This is a genomic window from Lentzea sp. NPDC060358 (assembly GCF_042725365.1).
In the GTDB taxonomy this organism is placed as follows: domain Bacteria; phylum Actinomycetota; class Actinomycetes; order Mycobacteriales; family Pseudonocardiaceae; genus Lentzea.
In genome coordinates this window covers 1-24432 of the sequence record NZ_JBHXCW010000111.1, presented here as the reverse complement: position 1 = coordinate 24432, position 24432 = coordinate 1, and the positions used below count along the sequence as shown (strand labels likewise).

General features: G+C 71.7%; 20 protein-coding genes and 1 pseudogene. 7 read left to right on the top strand and 14 right to left on the bottom strand.

What is annotated here, in order from left to right:
- Both ACFWGZ_RS23000 and ACFWGZ_RS22995 read left to right on the top strand, forming a co-directional pair.
- Positions 1 to 350, top strand: a pseudogene (locus ACFWGZ_RS23000) (serine/threonine protein kinase); the annotation flags it as partial.
- A gap of 48 nt (positions 351 to 398) precedes the next feature.
- On the top strand, positions 399 to 1919 hold the full coding sequence (locus ACFWGZ_RS22995; RefSeq protein ID WP_382453612.1) for a BTAD domain-containing putative transcriptional regulator: 1521 nt from the start codon (positions 399 to 401) through the stop codon (positions 1917 to 1919).
- 31 nt (positions 1920 to 1950) lie between these two features.
- Here ACFWGZ_RS22995 and ACFWGZ_RS22990 read toward each other — a convergent pair whose 3' ends face one another.
- From ACFWGZ_RS22990 to ACFWGZ_RS22970, 5 genes are all read right to left on the bottom strand, one after another.
- On the bottom strand, positions 1951 to 3663 hold the full coding sequence (locus ACFWGZ_RS22990) for a hypothetical protein (RefSeq protein ID WP_382453611.1): 1713 nt from the start codon (positions 3661 to 3663) through the stop codon (positions 1951 to 1953).
- Positions 3664 to 3747: 84 nt separating this feature from the next.
- The gene (locus tag ACFWGZ_RS22985; RefSeq protein WP_382453610.1) at positions 3748 to 4701 is read right to left on the bottom strand and encodes a hypothetical protein; all 954 of its coding nucleotides are present in this window, start codon (positions 4699 to 4701) and stop codon (positions 3748 to 3750) included.
- A gap of 104 nt (positions 4702 to 4805) precedes the next feature.
- A complete protein-coding gene (locus ACFWGZ_RS22980) occupies positions 4806 to 5357 on the bottom strand; it encodes an RNA polymerase sigma factor (protein WP_382453609.1) in 552 nt (183 codons plus the stop codon).
- 326 nt (positions 5358 to 5683) lie between these two features.
- Positions 5684 to 6187, bottom strand: a complete 504-nt coding sequence (locus tag ACFWGZ_RS22975) for a hypothetical protein (protein ID WP_382453608.1) — start codon at positions 6185 to 6187, stop codon at positions 5684 to 5686.
- 198 nt (positions 6188 to 6385) lie between these two features.
- A complete protein-coding gene (locus ACFWGZ_RS22970; protein WP_382453607.1) occupies positions 6386 to 7756 on the bottom strand; it encodes an FG-GAP-like repeat-containing protein in 1371 nt (456 codons plus the stop codon).
- 184 nt (positions 7757 to 7940) lie between these two features.
- Between ACFWGZ_RS22970 and ACFWGZ_RS22965 the strand changes: the two genes are divergently transcribed.
- From ACFWGZ_RS22965 to ACFWGZ_RS22945, 5 genes are all read left to right on the top strand, one after another.
- The gene (locus ACFWGZ_RS22965) at positions 7941 to 11021 is read left to right on the top strand and encodes a BTAD domain-containing putative transcriptional regulator (RefSeq protein ID WP_382453606.1); all 3081 of its coding nucleotides are present in this window, start codon (positions 7941 to 7943) and stop codon (positions 11019 to 11021) included.
- A gap of 44 nt (positions 11022 to 11065) precedes the next feature.
- Entirely contained in the window at positions 11066 to 11530 is a 465-nt protein-coding gene (locus tag ACFWGZ_RS22960) for a hypothetical protein (RefSeq protein WP_382453605.1), read from the top strand.
- A 54-nt stretch (positions 11531 to 11584) separates the two neighbouring features.
- On the top strand, positions 11585 to 12454 hold the full coding sequence (locus ACFWGZ_RS22955) for a response regulator transcription factor (protein ID WP_382453604.1): 870 nt from the start codon (positions 11585 to 11587) through the stop codon (positions 12452 to 12454).
- Positions 12455 to 12570: 116 nt separating this feature from the next.
- Positions 12571 to 13191, top strand: a complete 621-nt coding sequence (locus ACFWGZ_RS22950) for a hypothetical protein (RefSeq protein ID WP_382453603.1) — start codon at positions 12571 to 12573, stop codon at positions 13189 to 13191.
- A gap of 106 nt (positions 13192 to 13297) precedes the next feature.
- Entirely contained in the window at positions 13298 to 14197 is a 900-nt protein-coding gene (locus ACFWGZ_RS22945; protein WP_382453602.1) for an NAD(P)H-binding protein, read from the top strand.
- Between the two features lie 68 nt (positions 14198 to 14265).
- Here the strand turns inward: ACFWGZ_RS22945 and ACFWGZ_RS22940 are convergent, their stop codons facing one another.
- From ACFWGZ_RS22940 to ACFWGZ_RS22900, 9 genes are all read right to left on the bottom strand, one after another.
- On the bottom strand, positions 14266 to 15162 hold the full coding sequence (locus ACFWGZ_RS22940; RefSeq protein ID WP_382453601.1) for an MBL fold metallo-hydrolase: 897 nt from the start codon (positions 15160 to 15162) through the stop codon (positions 14266 to 14268).
- A gap of 28 nt (positions 15163 to 15190) precedes the next feature.
- Positions 15191 to 16156, bottom strand: coding sequence for a hypothetical protein (locus ACFWGZ_RS22935; protein WP_382453600.1), 966 nt, complete (start codon positions 16154 to 16156; stop codon positions 15191 to 15193).
- 71 nt (positions 16157 to 16227) lie between these two features.
- A complete protein-coding gene (locus tag ACFWGZ_RS22930) occupies positions 16228 to 17112 on the bottom strand; it encodes a helix-turn-helix domain-containing protein (protein WP_382453599.1) in 885 nt (294 codons plus the stop codon).
- Positions 17113 to 17167: 55 nt separating this feature from the next.
- A complete protein-coding gene (locus tag ACFWGZ_RS22925; protein ID WP_382453598.1) occupies positions 17168 to 19060 on the bottom strand; it encodes an endo-1,4-beta-xylanase in 1893 nt (630 codons plus the stop codon).
- A 107-nt stretch (positions 19061 to 19167) separates the two neighbouring features.
- On the bottom strand, positions 19168 to 20124 hold the full coding sequence (locus ACFWGZ_RS22920; RefSeq protein ID WP_382453613.1) for a ketopantoate reductase family protein: 957 nt from the start codon (positions 20122 to 20124) through the stop codon (positions 19168 to 19170).
- Between the two features lie 98 nt (positions 20125 to 20222).
- Entirely contained in the window at positions 20223 to 20927 is a 705-nt protein-coding gene (locus ACFWGZ_RS22915) for a hypothetical protein (RefSeq protein ID WP_382453597.1), read from the bottom strand.
- On the bottom strand, positions 20924 to 22039 hold the full coding sequence (locus ACFWGZ_RS22910; protein WP_382453596.1) for a hypothetical protein: 1116 nt from the start codon (positions 22037 to 22039) through the stop codon (positions 20924 to 20926). Before ACFWGZ_RS22910 ends, ACFWGZ_RS22915 begins: the two co-directional genes overlap by 4 nt.
- A gap of 347 nt (positions 22040 to 22386) precedes the next feature.
- Complete coding sequence (locus ACFWGZ_RS22905; RefSeq protein WP_382453595.1) at positions 22387 to 23076, bottom strand: M15 family metallopeptidase; 690 nt, start codon at positions 23074 to 23076, stop codon at positions 22387 to 22389.
- Between the two features lie 114 nt (positions 23077 to 23190).
- A complete protein-coding gene (locus tag ACFWGZ_RS22900) occupies positions 23191 to 24210 on the bottom strand; it encodes an aldo/keto reductase (protein WP_382453594.1) in 1020 nt (339 codons plus the stop codon).
- Positions 24211 to 24432: the final 222 nt, after the last annotated feature.

Sequence of the window (24432 nt, the reverse complement as noted above, 5' to 3'; positions counted from 1 at the left end):
TCCACGACCAGCCGGCCGTCCCGCGGTCGGCGGCGTCCACGACGACGAGCGCGTCCACGCCCACGAGCGCGACGAGCTCGGCGGCCCCGCCGGTCGCGCTCGTGCTGGCCGATCCGGTCGACGGCGGGGTTCACGTCGACCTGGCCTGGCAGGCCCCGGACGGCTTCACCTTCGCCGTCGTCGTGGCGGCGGAGAACCAGAAACCGCAGGTCCTCATGGTCCGCAGCCGCTCGATGCGCGTCCCGGTGGACGGTGCGACCCGGTACTGCTTCCTCGTCCAGGCCACCGACGGGACGCGTGTGCTGGAGAGCCCGCCCAAACCCGTCCGCGGGGCGACCTGCAGGACCTGAGGCACCGTGTCATCGAATCCTCATGTTCCCCCTGCGACGGTGCGAACCGTGACGGCAGAGGAGAACGGAGGTGCGGCGGTGCTGTTCCGCGTGCTGGGGACGACGGAGATGCGGGTGCCGGGCGAGGACGGGCCCCGGCGGGTCGCGCGCAAGCCCGCCGCGCTGCTGGCGCGGCTGCTGGTGAGCCGGGGCGACTGGGTGGACCGCGACCGGCTGGCCGCGGCGATCTGGCCGGGCCGGGTGCCGCCGCGGTCGGCGCTGTCGAACATCAAGAGCTACGTCTGGCAGATCCGCCACGACCTGCTCGCGCCGCACGGCGACGGTCCGAGGATCGAGGCCCGTGCGGGTGCGTACCGGTTGTGCGCGGAACCCGGTGACGTGGACGTCGAGTGCTTCCGGCAGCACACCGCGCAGGGGCGGACCGCGATGGCGCGAGGGGACGCGGAGAGCGCGGTGCGCCACCTGGAGGCCGCGGAGGAGCTGTGGCGCGGCACGCCGTTCGCCGACCTGCCGGACGAGGTCGTGGCACCGGTGGTGGCGGAACTGGAGGAGCTGCGCTGGGAGGTCCGCGAGACCCTGGCCGACGCGCTGACCGCCGCACGGCGCCACCGCGAGGCGATCGCCCTGCTGCGCGACCTGACCGCCGCGGACCCGTTGCGCGAAGGGCCGTGGGCGCGGCTGGTGCTGGCCCTGGTCCGGGCGGGCCGCCGCAGCGAGGCGCTGGCGACCTACGACGAGGCGCGGCGCGTGCTCGTGGACGAGCTGGGGGTCGACCCCGGCCGGGCGCTCGCGGAGGCCCACCGGCACGCCCTCGCGGAACCCGCCGCCCGGCGCGGCCGGTGCGACCTGCCCCGGGACGTGCCGGACTTCACCGGCCGCTCCCGCGAGGTCGCGCGGCTGACCGAGCTGAGCCGGTCGGCCGCGACCGGCGTGCCGGTGGTCGTCGTCGACGGTGTGCCGGGCGTCGGGAAGACCGCCCTCGCGGTGCACGCCGCCCACCGGATCGCCGGGGAGTTCCCGGACGGCCGGCTGTTCGTGGACCTCGCGCCCGACGGCGATCCGCTCAGTGCGAACGTGCTGCTGGCACGGCTGTTGCGCGCCGCGGGTGTGCGCGACATCCCCGAGACCATCGGGGAACGCGCAGCGGTCTGGCGCGCGCACCTGGCCGGACGACGGGTGCTGCTGGTCCTGGACGACGCGTCGAGCAGCGACCAGGTCCGCCCGCTGCTGCCCGGCAGCGCCGGCTGCATGGTCGTGGTCACCGCGTGCACCCGCGTGCTGCACCTGGACGCGATCGAGCCGATGAGGCTGCTGCCGCTGCCCGCGGCGCAGACCGCCGACCTGTTCCGCTCCAGCACGGGGGCACCCGCCGACGTGGTGCGGGAGGTGGTTCGGCGCACCGGCGGTCTGCCCCTCGCCGTGCGGGCGGCCGCGGCCCTGTTCCTGGCGCGTCCACAGTGGACTCCGGTGCAGTTCGCCGCGCGTCTCGGGGAGATGAGGCCGGACTCCTACGACCTCTTGGAGCACTTGGTCACGGCGCCGGCTTTGCGGGGACTCACCGCCGTGTGAGGGGCACCAGCGGCAGTGCCCCTCACACCGGTCACCTGAAGGGCATCGGCCCGGTCAGCACGGACAAGAGGTCCGTCCAGTCCCCCAGTCGCGCGGCGTTCGTGACCTGCCCGCCGACTCCGACGCTCGCTTCCCCGCCGACCGCGGGGCCGGCCGAGGCGGTCCAGTTGTTGCTGCCGTCGGTGCTCACGCCGAGCGATCCTTCGGCGCCGACTCCGACGACTCCCGACGCACCCGCGACCACGCTGGGGCCGTTCAGGTTCTCGATGGTCGCGGAGGACGCCTGCACGGTCGCGCTGCCGCTGAGACCGAGACCGGTCTCGACGCCGAGGGTCTCCTGGTAGCTGTACCCGAAGCCCTTGCTGTCGAAGACGAGGCAGCCGCCGCCCTTGGCCGAGGCCACGAAGGTCGCGGACCCGTTGAGGCACACCCCCACCGACTGGGGCGGCCGGTTGCGGTTCTCCGCTTCGCGGCGCAACCGGTCCTGGTGCTCGCGTTGGACACGCTCGGCCTCGGCCCGCTCGCGGCGGTTCCGCTGAACGATCTCCCGGCTTTCCAGGGCGACTGCCTCCGCCTCGGCCTCTGCGGCGAGCCGGCGGAGTCGCTCCTGTTCGGCCGGCGGCGCGGTGCGGTTCCGGTCGCGCAGGGCGGCGAGGCGGTTCGCCTCGTCCCGTGCCTGATCGGACTGCCGCGGCAACCCGCTGCCGGGCGCACCGCCCTGCTGGGACGCCGCGTAGTCACGCCGAGCAGGCGCCGTGCGTTGCAGCACGTCGTCGGTCGGAACGGGGTTGTCCACCTTGCTCGTCAGCCGGTGCAGGCGAAACTGCCGCTCGGTCTCGGCCTGCCGCTCCGCGCCCGACTCGGCGAGCCGCACCGACTGTGGAAGCCCCTTGCCCGGCCGGGAGACCGGCGGTGCGGCCGGCGCCTGCCCGAGCAACACGTTCCTCCCGGCTGCGTTCTGCCGCGCGTTCTTGGTGAGCTGGGCCTTGACGTGGTCCTGGAAGACCCTGCTTTCCAGGGCGTCGGCCCTCGCGTCGGCCTCGGCGGCCAGCTTGCGGTTCCGCTCCTGGTCGAACAGCGACGTGCTCCGGTTCCGGTCGCGCACCCCGGCGAGGCGGTTGGCCTCGTCCCGCGCCTGGGATGCCTGCCGCCGCAGCCCCGTGCCTGGAGCGCCACCCTGCTGGGATGCCGCGTAGTCGCGGCGAGCAGCCGCCGTGCGCTGCACCACGTCGTCGGTCTTGGCGGGCTGGCGTTGTGCGGCGAACTGCCGTTCGGACTTCGCCTGCCGCTCCGCCGCCTGCTCGGCGATCCGCAGGGACTGCGGCAGTTCCCTGGGACGCGGCGGCGAGGGGCGCGCCTGCTGGGTGGCCGGCGCGGTCTGCTTCTGCTTCTGCGCGATCTTCTTCTCTTCGGTGCCGTGCGCGGGAGACGGCTTCGGCTTCGGTTTGGCTGGTGCCGGAGGCTTCGGCGCAGCAGCCTGCTGCCTCTGCGCGATCTTCTTCTCCTCGGTCCCATGCGCGGGAGACGGCTTCGGCTTCGGCTTCGCAGGCGCCGGAGGCTTCGGCGCCGCAGCCCGCTGCCTCTGCGCGATCTTCTTCTCCTCGATCCCATGCGCGGGCGAAGGAGCGGGTTTGGGCGGAGGTGGCGGTGCCGCCTCCGCCTCGTTGGTCCCGGCGAGGGTGAACAGCGCGGACAGCGCCCCTCCCGACACGGCGTACAAGGCCGTTCTGGCGGTTCTGTTCATCCCCGCAGGGTCGGACTCCCCGGTACAGCAGCGATACATCGGCGAGGCCGTTTCGAGACGCTGGTCCACGGCTCGCCGACGGAGTCAGATCTTGCCGGCAGCCACATCGGCGAGATCGACTCGGGACGAGCGGAACTCGATCACCGAGTACTTGGCGTTCGGTGCGTTCTCCGCGGGAAAGTACTCGTCGCGAATCGGAAGGCCGTTGCCGGCGTCGATGGTGACCACGTGCGAATAATCGCCGCCGAGGAACTTCGAGGAAGCGCTGAGAGTCAGAACGCGCTGGCCGTTGACTTCGCTCTGCTTCACGGCGACGACGTCCTTCATGGCCTCGAAGAGCCTGAGCACACCCGCTCGGACGTCTGCCTTGGTCGCGCCGAGGAACAACGTGGCCGTGGCGTTGCGCCACAGGACGCTGTTGATGCGGCTCTCGAGCTCCTTGCCCGTGGGGCGGGGCATCGGAGCGGGCGCCTCCCTGCCGGTCTTGGGGTAGATGTCGAGTCGCCTCTTCTCGGCCTCGGCCCAGGCCCTCTCCGCCTCGATCGGCCCCAGACCAGCACCGAGCGGGTTGCCGTCCAGAGCGGCGACCATGGCGGTCTTGGCCTGTTCCACCTCGCCGGTGGACGCGAGGCGGGCAGCTGCCACGATCTTGCGGTCGAACTCCCTGGCGTCGTCCTGGTTTCTCGCGACCGCCTCGGCCAAGGTCGTCTCGGAATCGCCTTTGAAGACCTGTCCGGTGTCGGAGTACACGCTGTAGAAGAGGTTCGCCGGGAGATCCGGCGTGTGCTTCGAGCCGATCACGAGCGACGCATCACCCGACTGGGCGGCCGCCTTCACGTCGGAGGCCAGTTTCAGCAGCGGCGACTCCTCGACCTCCTGCAGGGCCGCTGCGTCGGTGGGGTCGGCCGGCATGGTGCCGCTCGTCGTGCTCATCACGACTATCGTGGCGACTGCGGCGGCACCGACCGCGCTGAGCCCGGCTTTCAGCCAGGTGAACGAGCGCTTCGGCCGCACCACGGCGGCTGCGGGTTCCGCCATCGCCGTTCGCAACGCCGCACGAGCGCGCTCGTACGCTTCAGCGCTCGGGGACGGCACATCCCTGAGCTTTCCCAGCAGATCCATCTCGTCCATGGGCCGGTCTCTCACGTTGTCGGGACTTCCAGCAGTGCGGCCACCTCGGGAGCCGCACGCAGCGCCTTGCGCGCCTGGTGCAGCAGCCGACGGGCCGTGCCGGCCGGGATGTCGAGCACCCGGCCGGCCTCCGCGACGGTCAGGTCCTCCCAGGCGACCAGCCCCAGAACCTCCCGTTCCTCCGGTTTGAGGCGGGCCAGCGCCCTGCGCAGCAACGCCTGCGCGTCCACCCGGACGTCCACCTCGGACCAGGGGTCCCACTCCTTCGCGTCGGTGAAGTCCGGCACGGCTTCCGCAACCGGTTCGGAAGTCCAGTATCGCCGAACCTTGTTCAGCGCGACCCCGAACAACCACGGCCTGGCGACGGGATACGACCTGTCGTAGTTCGCACGGGACTCGTAAGCCGCCACCCACACCTCGCTGAGCACGTCCTCGGCGGCCTGCCGCCCCACCCTGCGCGCCAGGTAGTTCCCGATCGCGTTCTCGTGGCGGCTGATCACCTCTACGAAGGCGTCGTTGTCTCCGCGCAGTGATCTTTCGATCAGTTCCGCGTCTGACGACATGGAGCTCCTCGGGTCGCTAGTCCTCTGCACCCTCTACTTGCCGATACGCGCCGAAAGTGTTCACACCGGACGGAACGTGCTGGTCAGCGACGAGAGGCGTTTGTTTCGGAGCGACCCCGCTCGGACACCTGCTCAGCAGCGTGGCCGAGCGCAGCACGGGCCACGCCATCGTTTCATGTGGCGCCGGTCCTACCGGCGTGCAGGTGACGTGACGGCCGAACGGATCTCTGGTGCGCTCACCGTCTGAACATCTGCCCTTTCGGCCTCGACTTCGTGCCTTTCGGGCTGCTTCCGGTCCGATCACGACGAGCTGGCCAAGAAGATCACTAGTGTGGCCGCACAGCAATTTCTCGTTGTGGAGGAACAACTTTGTCCAACTCAAGGCTCACTGCCACCAAGAGCTTGCGGATCGTGCTCGCCGCTGCTCCGTTGCTGAGCGCGGGCGTTCTCGCCGCTGCGCTCGGCTCGACGGCCGCGACTGCGACCAAGGCAGACGAACCCCGTACCGGCGTCACGGTCCTCGCCGACGACTGGAAAAAGGGCGGCGATTGCGGCTGCGAGAAGTCGTGGGGGTCACGGTAACGCTCGCCCCGGCCCTGGGCATTTGCCACTGGGGCGGCGTTCGACAGCATGCACACCAACGGGTCCTTTGCACGGAGTGCGGGATGCACCGCGCCCAGGCCGTCGGCGTTGATCCAGTCGCTGCGCAACAGGGTGCGAGTGTTGGTGAGGACGATGATGCCGCCGGCGAGCAGGGCGAGCACCCACGAGTAGTTGAAGCCCTCGGACCCGATGCCGATGAGGAAGCCGATGCCCGCGGTGACGGCCACGAGGGACTCGCTGGTGTCGGCCGAAGGTCGTGAACCGGACCAGGACGTAGACGCCGAGCGTCAGCAGGAGCACCGACATCACCGGCGCGGCGACTTCGGTGGGCAGATACAGCTGCGACACACCGACGAGGTCCCCGCACGCACGAGCGGGTGGTTTCCGCCGACCCCCAGCCGACGGAAACCACCCACCCGGCGCTGCTAGGCGAAGACCTCCCAGCCGCTGCCGATCTGGCTGCCGGTGCCGTACGGCGAGGTGTCGCTGCCCCCGTTGACGTACAGCCACAACGTGCCGTCCGGGCGGGTCGCCGTCACGTCGGCGCGGCCGTCGCCGGTCACGTCACCCACCTGGATGCGGTCGAACTGCTGCCACGACACGCCGATCTGGGTACCGGTGCCGTACGGCGAGGTGTCGCTGCCGCCGTTGACGTACAACCACAGCGTGCCGTCGGGGCGTGCCGCCACGATGTCCGCCCGCCTGTCACCGGTGACGTCGCCGCCCAGCACCCAGCTGAACTGCTCCCACGAGACACCGATCTGGGTACCGGTGCCGTACGGCGCGGTGTCGCTGCCGCCGTTGACGTACAGCCACAACGTGCCGTCCGGGCGTGCCGCCACGATGTCCGCCCGGCCGTCATCGGTGACGTCGGCCAGGGTGACGTTGCGGAACTGCTCCCACGAGACACCGATCTGGATACCGGTGCCGTACGGCGACGTGTTGCTGCCCCCGTTGACGTACAGCCACAACGTGCCGTCCGGGCGTGCCGCCACGATGTCCGCCCGCCTGTCGCCGGTCACGTCGCCGGCCAGGAACCAGGCGAACTGCTCCCACGCGACGCCGATCTGCGTGCCCGTGCCGTACGGCGCGGTGTCGCTGCCCCCGTTGGTGTAGAGCCACAGCGTGCCGTCCGGCCTGCGGGCGATGAGGTCGGAGCGGCCGTCGCCGGTCACGTCGCCGGCCACCACCCCGTTGGCCGTCGAAGGCCCGCCGCCGCCGGTGATGTTGTTGTACCTGATGGGCGTGTAGTCGTCGATTTCCGACCACTCGTTGAAGCCGAGCTTGCCCACGTTGTTGGTGCGGTACGGGTTCTGCACCGTCTCGCCCTTTTTGTTGAACGAGTAGACGTAGGCGCCCTGACGATGGTTCGACGGATTCTTCCAGAACGCGAACAGCTCCATGTGGCCGTCGTCGCCGTAGCCGTCGTTGTCGCGGACCATCGCATCGCCGGGTTTCAGGTCGTCCACGCCGATGACGCGCATGCCGTTGCCGGCCCTGGCTCTGGAGAGGAACTCGTTGGTGAGCAGGCTCGTGCCGAGGTGCCAGGCCATCGAGACGAGCCCCGAACAGTCCCGCCGGTAGGTCTGCCCCCCGTCCGGCCCCGGGACGCGGGTGCCCCCCTGGTCGTAGGTGTGGCCCCGGTCGACCCAGTGCTGCGCGCGGGCGAGGACCTCGTCGCGCGAGATCGGGCCGTTGACGGCGGAGGCCGCGGCGACGCCGGGGAAGGCGAAGGCGGTCGCGGCGGCCAGGGCGAGCGCGAGGCCGGAGGTGAACCGGGCGATCGTGGTGTTCATGCGGTGTCCCCACTGGGAGTCGGTGTCGGGCGAAAGGTCCTCATCCGGACGTAGCCTCGGTCGCCGCCCTGCAGCTTCTCTGCAAACGCGGCCCCAACCGGTTTGCAGCGGGTGGCCGCAACAATCGGGGCGCGTCCTGCGTTGTTCACCCTGGGGAGGGCGACGACGTCAGTGAGGGGCGCAGATGGAGTTCCGGCTCCTGGGACCGGTCGAAGCCGACGACGGCCGCGGCGCGCTCGCCCTCGGCGGCACGAAGATCCGCACGTTGCTGGCCGCGCTGCTGCTCGCGCCGGGGCAGGTCATCCCGGTGGAGCGGCTCGTCGACATCATCTGGGACGACGACCCGCCGCCCACGGCGCGGGCGCTCGTCCAGACCTACGTCTCCTCGCTGCGCCGGGCGATCGGCGACACGGGTCTCATCCGCACCAGGGTTCCCGGCTACCTGGCGCAGGTCCCCCGCGACAGCATCGACCGCGACCGGTTCGAGGCGTTCGTGGCGCGGGGACGGGCGGCGGTCGCGGGCGGGCTGCACCGCGAGGCCGCGAACGCCTTCCGCGCCGCGGAGGCGCTGTGGCGCGGCTCGGCGCTGGGCGGTGTGCGCAGCCGCGTCCTGTCGGCCGAGGCCGCGCGGCTGGACGAGCAGCGGATCTCGGTCATCGGCCTGCGCATCGCCGCGGACCTGGAGCTCGGCCGCACCGACGAGCTGATCGGCGAGCTGACCGTGCTGGTCGAGCAGCACCCGACCCAGGCGTCGTTTCGCGGCCAGCTGATGCTCGCCCTCTACCGCGCGGGCCGGGGCTCCGACGCGCTGGCCGTGTTCCGGCAGGGCCGCAAGGCGCTGGTCGAGGAGCTGGGGATCGAGCCGGGGGTCGAGCTGACCCGGCTGCACGAGGCCATCCTGCGGTCGGACCCCGCGCTGCTGGGCCCCCGCGCCACCCCGCCACCGCCGGCCAGACCCGTTCCGGCGGCACCTGTTCCGGTGAGAACCGCGCCGGCGGACCCCGTGGTCCCGCCGCGATCGGCCGCCCCGAGACAGCTCCCGCCCGACGCGGCCGACTTCACCGGTCGCGAGCAGGTGGTGGCCGAACTGGTCGGCCTGCTGACCGGCAGCGGGCCCGGACCGGTGGTCGCGGTGCTGCTCGGCGCCGGCGGGGTGGGCAAGTCGGCGCTGGCCGTCCACGTCGCGCACCGGGTCTCGGCCGCCTACCCGGACGGGCAGCTGCACGTCGACCTGCGCGGCACGACCACGGCCGCGTCCCCCTCCGAGGTGCTCGGCCGCTTCCTGCGGGCGCTGCAACCCAACCGCGGCGCGATCCCGGACAGCGCGGACGAGCGCTTGGACGCCTACCGCACCCTGATGTCGGGCCGCCGCACGCTCGTCGTCCTCGACGACGCGGAGAACGAGAACCAGGTCCGTCCCCTGCTGCCCGGTGCCGACACGTGCTCGGTGCTGCTGACCTCGCGCACCCGGCTGGCGGGCCTGGCCGGGGCGCACTTCGTCGAGCTGGACATGCTCTCCCCCGCCGAGGCGACCGCGCTGCTGGCCCGCGTCGCCGGGCCCGGCCGGATCGCGGCCGCACCCGGTGCGGCCGCCGACATCGCCGCCTGCTGCGGCAACCTCCCGCTGGCGATCCGCATCGCCGGCGCGCGGCTCGCGAGCCGCCGGCAGTGGACACCGCGGCTGCTCGCGGACCGGCTCGCCGACGAGCGGCGGCGCCTCGACGAGCTCGCCGCCGGCGACCAGCGGATCCGCGCGAGCATCGAGCTGAGCTTCCGCGGCCTCGCCCCGGCCGCGCAGACGGCGATCCGCCGGCTCGGGCACCTCGGCCTGGCCGAGTTCCGGTCGTGGGTGGTGGCCCACGCCCTCGGCGTCGGGATCGGCGCGGCCGAGCAGGTGCTCGAGCAGCTGGTCGACGCCCACCTGGTCGACTACACGTTCGTCGACGACGACGGGCAGGTGCGCTACCGGTTGCACGACCTGGTCCGCATCTACGCCCGCGAGCAGGCGGAACGGCACGAGACCCGGGCCGACCTGGCGGCCTCGACCGCGCGCGTGGTCGGGGGCTGGGCGGCGGTGCTCGGCCTGCTGCGCGAGCACGTCGCCGACAACGTGCACTCCGGGGCGGTCTCCCTGATCGGACCGGCGACCCGCGACGAGGTCGACCCCGAGGTGGTCGGCACGGCGCTCGCCGATCCGCGCGGCTGGCTGCAGACCGAGCAGGCGTCGCTGGTGCTCGGCGTGGAGCGGGCCGCCGAACTGGGTCTCGACGACCTGGCGGTGTCCGTGGCGTCGGTGCTGTGCACGTCCTCCTACGCGCTCGGCAACGTGCAGGACCTCTGGGACCGCGCGCACAGCGCCGCGCTGGCCGCCGCCCGCGCCGCCGGCAACGACCACGGCGAGGCCGTCCTGCTGGCCGAGTTCGGCCAGCTCCTCTACGAGCAGGACCGGTTCACCGAGGCCCGCCGGCACCTGACCGACACCCTCGACCGGTTCCGCGGCCTGGGCGACCCCCGCGGGGAGGCGGCCGTGCTGAGCGCGCTCGGGCTGACCTGCCGCGACCTGGGCTACCTGCCGGAGGCGGAGCACTTCCTCGCGCAGGCCGCCGCTCTGTGCACCGGTCTCGCCGACGACCACGCCACCGGGCACTGCCGGCGGCTGACGGGGTCGGTCCAGCTCGAACGCGGCGACTTCGACGCCGCGGACGCCTCGCTGGAGCAGGCACTCGCGGCCTACCGCGCGGCCGGCAGCGCACGCGGCGAGGCGCTGACGTTGCGCACCATCGGTCTCGCCCACCGCGCCCGCGGCCGGCTCGCCGAGGCCGAGCAGGCGTTCACCGCCGCGCTGGCCCTGTTCCGCCGGCTCGGTGACGCCAGCCTGGTCGCGTTCTCCCTGCGCGGGCTGGCGAAGACCCACATCCGCATGGGCCGGCTCGCCGAGGCCAGGGAACCGCTCGAGACCGCGCTCGAGGTCCACCTGGCCGAGCGGGACGACTGGTCCGTGGCGATGGTGCAGCGCACCCTCGGCGAACTGGAGCTGGCCGCGGGCAGGCTCGACGAGGCGAGCCGGTGGCTCACGAGCGCGTTGCGCGCCTTCCGCGCGCAGGACGTGGCGCTGTGCGGGGCCCGCACCCTGCGCGACATCGCACGGCTCGAACGGGCCAGGGGCGACGAGACCGCGGCGAAGGCGGCGCTGGCCGAGGCCGTCGAGATCTTCCGCATCTACGGGGCGCGCGAGTACCACGAACTCACCGATCCCCCGCTGTAATCGGGTTGCAGCGGTTCTGCAGAACCGCGAGCGACCTTTCCGACGTGGAATCACCGCTCCCGATCCGGGACAACGACGAGGCACTGGTCGACGTCGGCACGTCCGCCCCGTTGCGGGTCGCCGGGACCGTCCTGCTGCGGCGCGGCCTGGTCGACCGGCTCGTGACCGCCCAGAGCCTGCTGCCCCGCGCCGTCCGCCTGTTCCTGGTCGCCGGTCATCGGGCGACGGACTCGTCGTGTGCGGCGCAGACCGCGCACCGGACCGGCGGCGCCGTGGACCTCACTCTGTCCGGTGGAGGCCCGGACCAGGACGCGCCACCGCTGCCGGACTGCTGGGCGGACCCGGTTGCGCTGCCACCGGAGAAGGTCCGGGCGCTGCTGACTTCCGCTCTCTCCAGCGCCGGACTGGTGAACGACCCCGCCCGATGGTGGCACTGGTCCTACGGGGACCGCTTCTGGGCGCACGTGACCAACGCCCCGTACGCCCGCTACGGCCCGGTGCCCGGCTGAGGAAGGCCGAGCAGCGATCACCGGCATGATTTCCCCGTTCGGGGTGGAGATCTCGTGACTGGCGCGAGCGGGTCGACCTGCTCGGTGGCCTGTTCTCCGCGGGCCCGCGCGAGAACGGCTGGCGTCCTGCCGGACCGGGACGCGGCGTGTGTCAATTGGTGGACGGCCGAACCCGACCGGCAGCTTTTCCGCCGACCCAAACCTGCCCCCGGTACAGCTGGTGGTGCCGACCTCATCACTGCTGTCATGGTCGACATGACCTCGCACACCGCCTGGCAGGGCGGATCCCGCCGTGCCGCCACCACCGGGCAGGCGCACCGGACCGGTATCCGGGTGGCGGTCAGAACCGCCGACCCGCTCGTCCACACCGGGCTGATCGTGCTGTTGCGCTCCGCATCGGGAATCGAGCTCGTCGACCACGACAGCGAGGCCGCGGTCACCGTCGTGGTACCCGATGACGCGGATCTGGTCGAACTGCTGTCCGACGTGAAGAGTCCGCGCCTCGTGCTCATCGCCGACGACCTGAGGCAGACCGAGCTGTGGTCCGCCATCGAGCGTGGTCTGATCGTGCTGCTGCCGCGCGGCGAAGCCACCCGCAGGGCGCGGCTCGTCCAGGCGATTTCCGACGCCTGCGAAGGACGGGGTGACCTCCCGGCCGAGCACCTGGGTGCCGTCCTACGAGGACTCAAACTCCTGCACGAGAACACGCTCAGCCCACGAGACCTCAACTTCCACGGGCTGTCCGCGCGAGAGACAGAGGTACTCCGGCTCTTGGCCGACGGTCTCGACACAGCCGAGATAGCCGAACGCCTGATCTACTCGGACCGCACCGTCAAGAACATCCTGCACAACCTCCTGAGCAGGCTCGAACTCCGCAACAGGGCGCACGCCGTCGCCTACGCGCTGCGCCACGGCATCATCTGACGCACCGTTTCTGTCCGCGCGCAGTATTGCCGTTCAGCGAGTTCGAGCGGCGGAGATCATGCGAGCGCCCCGTATGCGTCCTCCCCGGTAGCTGCCATACGAAGAGGTGTCACTTCATGCGCATACATCTGCCCTGCCTCGGCCGCTCGCTCCCGAGGGCAGGTGTGGCTGTCGCCGCTCTCGTCTTGTCGCTGCTCTCACCGGCCTCCGCCGGCGCGGACACGTCTCCGGCACCGCCCGGCGCATCGGCCGGTGCTCACCACATCTCCGCCCCACCCGCGCCGACCGAGTACCTCGGCGGGTCGCGGATGGTGTCGCCGTCCGTCGTCTGCGCCAGTGCGCACATGCAGACCATCGGCTGGCAGCAAGCGTCGTGCGCGGGCGTCGGATCTGTAGCGACGGTCGGGCTGCCGGGACAGGGCCTCCGCATGGAAGCGCTCTCGCTGTCGGTGGTCGGAAGCAGCTTCTGCGCCACCGCCTACCTCGAACTCCGCGGCTGGGACACCGACTGGACCTGCGCCGGTGACTACGGAGCCCTGGTCGTCGGGTCCACGGGTCAGGGACTGCGTCTGGAAGCGGTCGGCTTCGGGGTGCAGACGGGCAGGATCTGCGGCAACGCCTACGTCCAGGACGTTGGCTGGCAAGGCTGGTACTGCGGCGACAACGGCGAGACGAACTTCGCCGGCACCACCGGCCAGGGCAAGAGGATCGAAGCACTCTCCTTCTTCGTCGCCTGAGTCCGCCGGACCAGCACGCCCGAGCCGGACGTCATCAAGACGAGCGAAGATGATGGGACCTTTGTCCCATCACTCTGCTACGGTCATGGGACAAAGGTCCCGTCGAGTGACGAAGTGCGGCACGGGACCTTCAAGGTCAACAGGAGGTCTTGTCGTGGCGGTAACGGTTTTCGGAGCTCGGGGCAATGTCGGACGTCACGTGGTGGACGGACTGCTGGCCGCGGGTGAGCAGGTCAGGGCGGTCGGTAGAACCCCGGCCACGGATCCGAGGCCGGGGTTTGACCACGTTCGCGCCGACCTGGACCACGTCGAGACGCTGCCCGCAGCCTTCGACGGTGCCGACAGGATGTTCCTCTACGGCATGCTCGACCCGCAGCGCCCGTACGACATCGGCGAGGTCATCGCCACCGCCGTCGCCGCAGGAGTCCGGCAGGTGGTTCTGCTCTCGTCGGTGTCGGTGCTGGATGCCGACGGTGATCATCCCGTCCCCGTCCGGAACCGCACGATCGAGCAGACGATCCAGCGGTCCGGTGTGGACTGGACGTTCCTCCGGCCGGGCAGCTTCGCCGTCAACACCCGGACCTGGTGGGCCCACTCCATCCGCACCGACGACGTCGTGCGGCTGCCACACCCTCTGGCCCACTCCGCGCCGGTGCATGAGAAGGACATCGCGGCGCTCGCGGTGACCGCCCTGACCGAACCGGGTCACTCGCATCAGGCTTACACCGTCTACGGAGCCGAGTCGTTGACCCTTCAGCGCCAGGTCGAACACATCGGTGAGGCGATCGGTCGCCCGATCCGGATCGAACACGTCTCGGAGGAGATCGCCCGCGCGGACATCGGCAGGACCATGCACCCCGCTGTGGCCGAGGCGATCGTGGGCCAGTGGGCTGCCGCTTCCGGAGTTCCCGCCACGACGTCCGCCATCGTCGAAAAGATCACGGGAACGCCGGCGCACACCTTCGCGCAGTGGGCTGACGGCCACGCCGACGACTTCCGCAGGTAGTCCATCACGCGTCCGTGCACCACCTCGTCCTGCGACAGGTCCAGGAAAGGCCGGCCCGGGCCGTGAGATCACAGCCTCGCGAGAGGCGCCCAGTTCGTGATCTCGAAGCCGCTGCCCCGGTGCGCGACCTCCAGTGCGCCGTGGCCGCTGAAGTGCGCGGGCAGCACCAGGGCGGTGGCGTCCGCCGCCCAGCCCAGCAGCCGGCGCCGGGTCGCGCGCGCCTGCTCCGGGTCCTCGCAGAAGCAGCTGTTGTGGTCGGGGTGCGCCACCTGGAGCGGGGTGTGCACGAGGTCGCCCGCGAAGAGGGCGCGGTCGCCGCCGGACTCCAGCACGACGACGCTCGATCCCGGCGTGTGCCCCGGCGCGGCCTCCAAGCGCAGGTTCGAGTCGATCCGGTGGCTGCCCTCCCACAGGTGGACCTGGCCGGCCGCGTGGACGGGGGCCACGCTGTCCTCGAAGACGTTCTCGTTGACGCCGCCGGCGATGCCGGGGTTGCGGGCCGGGTGCCAGAACTCGAAGTCGGCCTTGGGCATCAGGTAGACGGCGTTGGGGAAGGTGGGGACCCAGACGCCGTCGGCCAGGCGGGTGTTCCAGCCGACGTGGTCGACGTGCAGGTGGGTGTTGACCACCAGGTCGACGTCCTCCGGCCGCACTCCGGCGGCGGCGAGGTTGTCCAGGTAGCCGGTCCTGAGGTGGTCCCAGGCCTCGACGGCCGGGCGCGACTTGTCGTCGCCGACGCCGGTGTCGATCAGGATCGTCTCGCCCTCGCTGCGCAGCAGCCAGGTCTGCATGGCCACCTGGACCATGTCGTCGCGGTCGTCGAAGTGGTCGGGGACGAGGGCGGCGCGGTGCTCCGCCCACGCCGCTGCCGGCAGGTCGGGGAAGAAGTGCCCGGCGGGCATCACCGGGCCGTGCATCTCCTCGATCCTGGTGATGGTGACATCGCCCAGCTGGAGCTCGTTCATCTGTTCCCCTCGAAGGGTTTTCCGGTCGTCAGCGACCGAGGTGGGCCAGCAGCAGGTTCGGGTCGGTCGCGGTCAGGTAGGCCGCGCTCGGCACGTGGACGGTGCGGCCGCGCACGGCGATCGAGGTCGGGCCCTGCAGTCCGTCGGCCGCGGACAGGACCACGGTGTGCGTGCCGCCGGGCTGGACGAGCGCGACCTGGTTCACGGTGTCGAGCGCGGCGATGATCTCGTCGCCCCTGCCCGTGAACGCGAAGTCGTCGATGCCCTCGAGGCCGGTGGCGACGACCTGGACGGGTCCCGCTTTTCCGCCGGCGACAACGGGAATGCGCAGGACGGTGCCGCGGTCGAGGTTGGTCACCCACACCGCTCCGCCGCGGAGCTTGAGGCCGTTGGCGCCGAGGAAACCCGCCGGGGCCAGTGCCGGGTCGGCCGACCAGGCGGTGGCGGCGCCGGAACCGGTGGCGGGCACCCGCCAGACGGTTCCGGTCGAGTCCGCCACGTAGAGCGTGCGGCTCTTCTCGTCCAGCGCCAGGCCGTTCGGGAGGCTGCCGGCCGGCAGGGACGCGATGCGGCGGGGCGTGCCGCCGGGACGCAGGCTCCACACGCCGGTGAGGTCCGCGGTGCCGGTGGCGTAGGCGAAGTACAGGGTGCCGTCGGCGGCGCGGTCGATGCCGACCGTCAGCGGGAACCCGAGTGCGGGGGTGTGCACGCCGCCGTCCGCCGGTGCCGGCAGCGTGGCCAGGACGCGGATCCCGCCGGTGGGCGAGATCTCGGCGACCTGCCGCGCCTTGGCGAACGTCACGTACGCGGTGCCGTCGGGAGCGAGCACGATGCTCTCGGGCGTCTGTCCTTTGTGGAGGTCGAAGTGCTGGACGACGCGAGCCGCGCACAGCGGGGCGGTGACGGCGGAGGCCGGTGCGGCGCCGAGCGGGGCCAGGGAGGCCGCGGCGAGGACCGCGGCGACGAGCGTCTTGCCGAGTGCTTTGCTGGACATGCTTTCCTCACTGTTTTCGGGCATGCGGCAGCGCCGCGCCCTTCGGGTGTGCTTGCTCCTGCGGGCCGGGATCAGCCGGAGGTGGTCCGGTTCACCGGCGCGTCCGCCGTGCTCGGCACGAGGGCGTGCGCGAGCAGGGCGAGTGCGGTGTGCGACGACGAGCCGGCCGGTGCGGTGGCGACCACGACGCTCGGGCCGGGCCCGCTGCTCAGGGTCTGCTGCGTGACGGTCAGGAGACCGACGAGCGGGTGCCGCATCTCGTAGTCGGCGGTGGCGCACGCCTTGACGCGGTGGTCCGCCCACATCGAGGCGAACTCCGGGCTCCTGGCGCTGAGCTGCCCGACCAGTTCGTGCAGCGCGGCGTCGTCGGGGTGCTCCCCCGTCTGCAGGCGCAGGTTGCCGACGACGGCCCGGGCCTTCGCGGTCCAGTCCGGGTACAGGTCACGGGTGTGCGCGTCGAGGAACACCAGCCGGGCCATGTTCGGACGGTCCTCCGCCCGGACGGCCTCGAAGGGCAGGTGCCCGGCGAACAACGCGTGGCCGAGCCTGTTCCAGGCCAGCACGTCGCTGCGGCGGCCGAGGACGATCGCGGGAACGGCCTCGAGCGCGTCGAGCAGTTGCGCCGTCGCCTTCGAGAGCTTCTCGGGTGCGGACCGGCGCGTCCGGGCGTTGCGCCTGGGCGGCTTGGCCAACGCGTGCAGGTGGCGGCGTTCGGAGTCGTCCAGCCGCAACGCGGTCGCCAGCGCGTCGAGCACCTCGGCCGACGCACCGGACGAGTGCCCCTGCTCGAGCCGGGTGTAGTAGGAGCTGCTCACCCCGGCCAGCTGCGCGAGCTCCTCGCGCCGCAGACCGGCCACCCGCCGCCGTTCGCCGTAGGTCGGCACCCCGACGTCCTCGGGCCGGAGCTGGGAGCGCCGGGTCCTGAGGAAGTCGCCCAGCCGTGCCGTGTCGTTCATGCAACCGAGTATGTGTCCCCGCCGGGCGCGGTACCTGCCCCGGCGAGGGATACCGTCACACCCATCGGCACGGCGCGCCGTTCAGGACGAAGGACGCCGGCCGGTCGTTCGCACCGCTCCAGTCCGCCAGGAAGCCGAACGAGCGGGACTCGCCGGGCGGGATCGCCGAGTTCCACGGCGCACCGCGCACCGTCACGACCGGGCCGTCCTGGGTGTAGGAGCCGTTCCAGAGCTGGGTCACGCGCTGGCCGTTGGCGTAGGACCAGGCGAGGGTCCACGAGTCGAGCGGTGTGGTGGCGGAGTTCGTGACCCGCACCGAGCCGAGGAACCCGCCCTGCCACTGCGCCGTTTTCTCGTAGGCGATCTCGCAGGTGGCCGTGGGGAGAACGGTCCCGATCCGGGTGGGGTCCGCCAGCGCCCAGTAGGCGTCCTTGGCCCGCAGCCGGGTGTCGAACAGCAGCGGGTGGTCCTTGCGGGTCACGGGAAACGTGTCGAGCCACGTGCTGTCGTCGGCCAGTCCCCAGAAGGTCACCGAGCTGATCGCGTGCGCGTACCTGGTGAACACGGCGAACAGGTCGCGGTAGCGCTGTGCCTGTGCCAGCAGGGAAGCGGCGGGCGGGGTCGGGTAGGACTGGCTGCTGCCGGTGTAGATCGAGACGTCCATCTCGGTGATCTGCTGGTCCACGCCCAGGGGCAGGAACTTGGTGATCATCGCTTCCGCCTCGGCGGCCGAGGGCCAGTCGACGTTGACGTGCATCTGGTGTCCGACGGCGTCGACGGGAACGCCCTCCGCGCGCAACTGCGACACGAGGTCGTACAACCTGTCCCGTTTCTCGGGCACGTTCGTGTTGTAGTCGTTGATGACCAGCTGGGCGTTCGGTGCGACCTCGTGCGCCACGCGGAACGCCGTGCGGATGTAGTCCAGTCCCGCGATCTCGAACCACTTGCTGCGGCGCAGGCCGTCCGGTTGCGCTTCGTCGACGACCTCGTTCACCACGTCCCACGCGGTGATGTCGTCGCGGTAGCGGCCCACCACGGCACGGATGTGCGTCTCGATGCGGTGCAGCAGCAGCGTTTTGTTCTCCGCGGTGGGTGTCATGTCGGCACCGGAGGCGTCTTTGAACACCCAGTCGGGAGTCTGCTGGTGCCAGACGAGGGTGTGGCCGCGAATCGCCTTGCCTCGCGCCTTGGCCCACGAGACGAGCGTGTCCGCGTCCGTGAACCGGAACGCGCCCTCGGCGGGTTCGGTCGCGTCCCACTTCAGCTGACTGCCCGGCGTGATGGAGCTGAAGTGCCGGTCGAGCAGCCTGCCGTGCTCCCCGTACAGCAGGGCGGGTTCGGCCGCGACCCCGAAGTGCCGGAACGGCACCACGTCCCGCAGCGCGGGGATGTCGGTCTGGATCGGGGGAAGCGGCGTGTAGGACAGGACGAAGTCGTCCAGGTGGAACGACGTCGCGGGGCTGGAGCTCTCGACGTAGGTGGTGAGGAAGTCGGCGTCGGACGCCAGCGTGTAGCCGCCGGTGAGGTTGACCCAGCCGTCGGCGGTGACGAGGGTGTCGCCGGACACGCCCTCGTAGGACGGGACGCCGTCGGCATGGCGTTCGACGGACATCCGCAGCCGCGCCGGCGCCTCACCGTCCGCGAGCCGCACCCACGCCGAAAGGCTGTACCGCACGCCCTTCTCGACGTCGTCGAGCAGGCCGAGCACCGGCCCCTCCCAGGACTGGGTCCGGCCGGAGACGAGCAGGCTGCGGGTGCCTCCGTGCGCGACGGCCGAGCTCACCGCGGTGGTCTCTCCCCCGCGCGAGGTCCAGCCCTGCACCGTGTCGTCCTCGAACGTGCTGGACACGACCGTCACCGGCGGGTCGGCGGCGAGCGCGGCGGGACCGTGCGTCAGCAGCCCTGCCACGACCGAGGTGACCAGCAGACCGGCCAGAACTCTCCTCATCGAGAACCCTCCAGGCTCTGGGAGCGCTCCCAGAACCATAGAGGGGCCTGTCCCCGGCACCCAGGCACCATTCGGCCCAAACGGCAGCGTCGTTCACGACCTCCGGTTCAGTGCACGTCTTCGCGCGCGAACCTCGGCTCCGCCGCCTCCAGCCGAGGTACCGGCACGTTCCACTTCCTCGCCGCCGCCAAGGCGTCCCGGCAGATCTCCCGCGGTTCCAGGGCGCCGGGGTCGGAGTGGGCCTGGAAGTTCACGCGCGCCGGCGTGAAGTGAGCGGTCAGCCAGGCGAGGACGGGCGCGGTCAGCCAGGCCGCGCGGAACGGCAGCAGGGCGGCGCGATGCCGCCGCAGGTCGACACCGCGCGCCTCGAGCAGCGGGAGGAGTTCGCGGACGGCCAGCAGCCCTTCCCGCATGTCCCCGGTTCTGCCCGCCAGCCCGGCCAGCGACCCCACCCGAAGTCCCTGCGAGTGCAGACCGGCGTCCGACACGAAGTGCAGCCACAGCAGGCCGCGGAAGTCCGCGTGTTCACGGAGCCGGAGTCCGGCGTCGACGAACACCTGACGCACGGCTTTTTCTCGCTCGGACAACGGGTTCTCCGACTTTTCGAACAGAACGGAACCCATCAGGGTGCCTCGCAGAACGCCGTCTTCCCCGAAGCCGCCACCTGCGGCGGGAGCTCCCCACACCACCTGATCGGCGGGCAGTGCCGCCGCGGCGACAGCGGGCTCGGTCCAGAGATTGCCGAAGAGCAGCACCGTGGCGCCGCCGACCCGTGGCGCCAGGAAAGCCGTCGCCCCGGGCAGGCGGTGGTGCGGCACGCTCACCACGATCAGGTCGAAGTCGTGGTCCGGCGGCACCGTCTCGCGCAGGCGCACCGGCCACTTCCGCCGGACGCGGTGCCCGCAGATCCGCCGCCGCGCATCGACCAGGTCGAGGTCGACGGAGTCGCCGTACGCCGCAGCGCGACCCGGCCTGACGTAGAACTCGACGTCGTGCCCCGCCTGCTGAAGGGCCCAGCCGTAAATGGAGGCGATCACGCCTCGGCCGAACATCAGGATCTTCACGACCACCTCGCGCGGTTCCGCACAACTGGAGATTGTCTCCACTTCCGAAAATATGGAGATGACCTCCGTTTGTCAACGGTGTCCTCACCGGCCCGGGATCAGCAGCCGGAGGAGGTCATCGCGGAGTCGGTGGGCACCCGCCACACCACCGGTCCGTCGACGAGCACCGCGGCGCCCGCGCTGGAACCGAGCAGCACCAGGCACTTCTCCTTCGGGAGCGCGGCCTGCGTCTGCACGCCGGTCAGCCGGACCCTGGTGGCCTTGATCGTGGTCAGGGGCAGTCCCAGCAGGGAGAGCCGGACCTCTTCGCCGCGTGAGACCCGGTCGGCCGCACCACCGGCGGTGCGCAGGGCGAGCCCTCCGGCGGCGAGGACCAGCAGGCAGAGCGACGCGACCCAGAAGGGCCGCCCGTACGCCGTGGTCAGGCGCCCGATCAGCCACAGCATCCCGAGCACGACCAGGCCCGCGCCCAGGAACACGATGCCGCGCAGGTCGAGGTCGTTGAGCTTGGCCAGCGCCGTGGCCAGCCCGACGAAGCCGACCGCGACGACGGCCTGCCCGGTCCTGATGACCAGCGTGCCGAGGAGCGCGGTCAGCACCACGACGACCAGCGCCGGTGCGACCAGTGCGCCGTAGCTCAGGCCGACTTCGCCGGGCAGCACCCCGAAGCGGCCGTAGAACGTCTCGGCGACGAGTCTGCCGATGGCGTAGGCGATCGGGCCGGACAGCGCGGACACCCAGCCCAGCAGCACCCACGGCGACAGCGGCTCGGCGGCCGGGGCTTCCTTCCGCTCGTCCGTCATCGGGCCTCGCAGGTGCGGCTCAGGACGCTCTCCGCAGGCAGGCGGAACACCTTGCCGGCGTGGAAGAACACGGTCACGCCGTCGGCGTTGCCCAGCCGGTGCGCGCAGGTGCCGTTGTCCAGCCCCGGTGGTAGCTCCGCGTCGCCGACCGGCCAGACCTGCGCGGTGGGTGCCCACAGGGCCGCGACCAGGAAGGTGATCAGCACGGGCGTGGCGGGCTGTCCGGCGGCGAGGCTTTCCCTGGTGGCGCCGGACGTGAAGTACGCGGTCACGCCGAGTCCCAGCACCACGACCGAGGCCGCCAGCGGGATCCAGCGCGCCGAGCGGCGCACCGGCGCGGAGGTGTCCGACGCGCTCACCACGGCCACGCCGGCACCGAGCAGGGCGTACAGGACCGCGACCGGCCACGGTGCGAGAAGGACGGCCACCGCCGCGCCGAGCAGTCCGAACGCGGGAACCCGCAGCGCCGCGTGCCGGACCCTGCGCCACAGCACGTCCAGGCCGACCACGACCAGCGCGATCACCAGCGCCGCGACCCCGGAGATCAGCAGCAGGTCCACCGATCCCAGCCCGACCTCCTCCGGGGTCACGCCCAGGGAGCCGTAGAACCACTCCGCCGCGAGCCACGAGGTCCCGTAGAGCGCCGCCGCGACGAAGCTCAGCAGGATCTGCCCCTCCCGGAGCAGGGTCTGGCGGTCGTCGGCGGTCAGGCCGATCCCCGCACCCGGCCCGTTCGCGGCGGAGCGCAACGCCTTGCGCCACGGCACGGCGGGAACCCGGAGCCCGTGCCGGGGCAGCGCACGCGGTTCCCGCGCCAGCCACGACGCCGTTCTCCCGAGGCGGGAGGTCAGCTGGAACCGGAGGTCGACCAGCACCGCCACCGCGACGGCGGCGACGATGTTGACGACGCGGGGCGCGGTGGTGAGCCCGAGGCTGCAGACCAGGCCGGCGGCCCCGCCGGCCAGCGCGGCGGGGAGCAGGCCGGCGCCCCACAGCAGGAGCGCCCCCACGAGGACGCCGATGACCACCAGCCGGTTCGACAGCGCCCCCAGCGAGTCCAGGTAGAACAGGCCCCCGGCGAGCAGCGCGATGAGGGCCAGCACTCCCGCCACTCGCCACCACACACTCGCCGAGCGGCCTTCGTCGGGTTTCACGTCGCGGACTACGGGCGCGCGCAGCGGAGCGGTTCAGGCCGTTCGGGTGGTTTCGCCGGACGGTTGCTCGGGGCGGTCCTCACCCTCGACCCGGTCCTGCGGGAACAGCAGCAGCTTCCCGGTCGTCGCCCGCGCCGTCGAACACCGCGTGCACGCCCTGGCCGCCGGTCAGGTCCCGCACGCGCTCGACGAACGCGTCATCCCCGGCACCTCGGCCGGCCGTCCCCGGCGGATGCCGATGTCGAGGAAGTTCACCCGGCCGACGCCAGGCAGCGCGAAATGTACCCGCAAGTACAGTTCTCGCGTCAGGGCTTCTCGAAGTGCTGGTAGTCGATCGGCGTCTCCCAGAACCCGCCCCAGGTCCAGCCGCGCGTGGTGAACGCCTGCTCGGTGGCGTCACCGGCGTGGATCATGCCGGGCGCGTTCCGCGTGCGGTCGACGTACGGCGCGCCGTTGGGCGGGTAGACCGCGCCGCTGCCGGAGATGTAGGGGTTCTGCACGGTGTTGATGTCGATGGCCCGTCCGTAGGAGTGGTTGGACCAGGCGGTGCCGCCGGTGATCGGCCTGCAGTTGAACGCCGAGGTGTTGTTCGCCGCCATCGACGCGTCGTCGTCGGAGTCGTACTTCTCGATGGTCTCCATCCGCTCGACGGGGAACCGGTCGAAGTACAGGTCGGCGAAGACGCGGGCGACCTCGGTCGCGACGTCGGCGTGGACGATCAGCTCACCGCGGTGCGCCCTACCGTCGAAGCCCACGAAGCCCAGGTTCACCAGCCGCAGTTGACCGGGCCCGACGGGACAGCCCTCGCGCCAGCTGGAGTCGAGCCGCTCCGCCGTGACCGGCTTGACGATGGCGACGTAGGGCGGCAGACCGCTGCCGGCCGGTGCCGCGACCTCCACGGTCCGGCCGGTGGTGGCGGCCGCCGGCACCACACCGGACAGGGCCGTGGCCAGCGCGACCGCGATGAGCGCGAATACCCGGTTTCTCGATTGCACGGAACTTCCTCTCGCTCGCCGCCGGGGCGCAGTGGGAACCCACTTCCGGAGACGCCCCGGGACCGACCCTGCCAGCGGCGCGCGAACAGCGTCAACTTCGTTGCACACCCGGCACTACTTCACCCGAGCGGACACCTCGTCCAATGCGGACGTCTCGTCGGCGGTGAGCTCGAACGTCGCCGAAGCCAGCAGCGCGGGGAGTTGCTCGGCGGTGCGGGCGCTCGCGATCGGGGCGACGACGCCGGGACGGCCGCGCAGCCAGGCGATCGCCACCGTCGACATCTCCGCTCCCCTGGCGGACGCGATGTCCTCGACCTTGCGCACCACCGCGAGCCCGGCCTCGGTGAAGTAGCGGCTGGTCACGACGCGGCGGACGATCTCGCCGAACTGCTGCCTGTCGCTGCGGTTCTTGCCGGTCAGGAACGCGCCGATCAGCTCGAAGTACGTCCGGGCCTTGCCGCTCAGGCCGACCTGGCGGTACTTGCCGGTGAGGAAACCGCTTGCCAGGGCGAAGTACGGCACGGCCGCCATCCCCTCCTCCACCAGGATGGGAGCGATCTCACGCTCGTAGCGGTGCCGCGTCACGAGGTTGTAGTCCGGCTGCACGACCGCCGGTGCCGCGAAGCCCTCACGGCGGGCGATGTCGAGCCATTCCCTGATCCGCGGGGCGGTGTAGTTCGACAGGGCCACCAGGCGGATCTTGCCCGCCCGGTGCAGCGCGTCGAACGCGGCGGCGGTCTCGGCCAGCGGCGTCTTGGGGTCGTCGAAGTGCGCGTAGTAGACGTCGACGTGGTCGACTCCCAGGCGGACCAGCGAGGCCTCCAAGGCGGCTTGGACGTTGTCGCCGGCGAGGCCCTTGAACGCCGGGTGCTGGCTCACCTTGGTGCCGATGACCAGGCTGTCGCGGTTCCTGCGGGTGGCGAGCCACGACCGGATGATCGTCTCCGACTCGCCGCCGGAGTTGCCAGGAACGGCCGCGGTGTAGCTGTCCGCGGTGTCGATGAAGTTGCCGCCGCCCGCGACGAACGCGTCGAGCACCCGGTGCGACTCCCCCTCGTCGCTGGTCCAGCCGAACGTGTTGCCGCCGAGCACCAGCGGGAACACGTCGATGTCGGAGCGGCCGAGCCGTGCCATCGCAGATCCTTCCATCGGGGGCGGGAGAACAAGGCGTTCTCCCGCCCGACGCAGGCTAGCGATCCGCGCAGCGGGGCCACGAGCGGGCCGGGTGATCCATTGTGGACGAATGCGGTTCCCGGCGGCCGATCGATCGGTTCTGGGAGCCGTGGGGGGGGCGGCCCGCCGGCGGGGGGGGGCGCCGGGGGGGGGGGCGCCGCGCCCCGGGGGCCCCCCCACCGC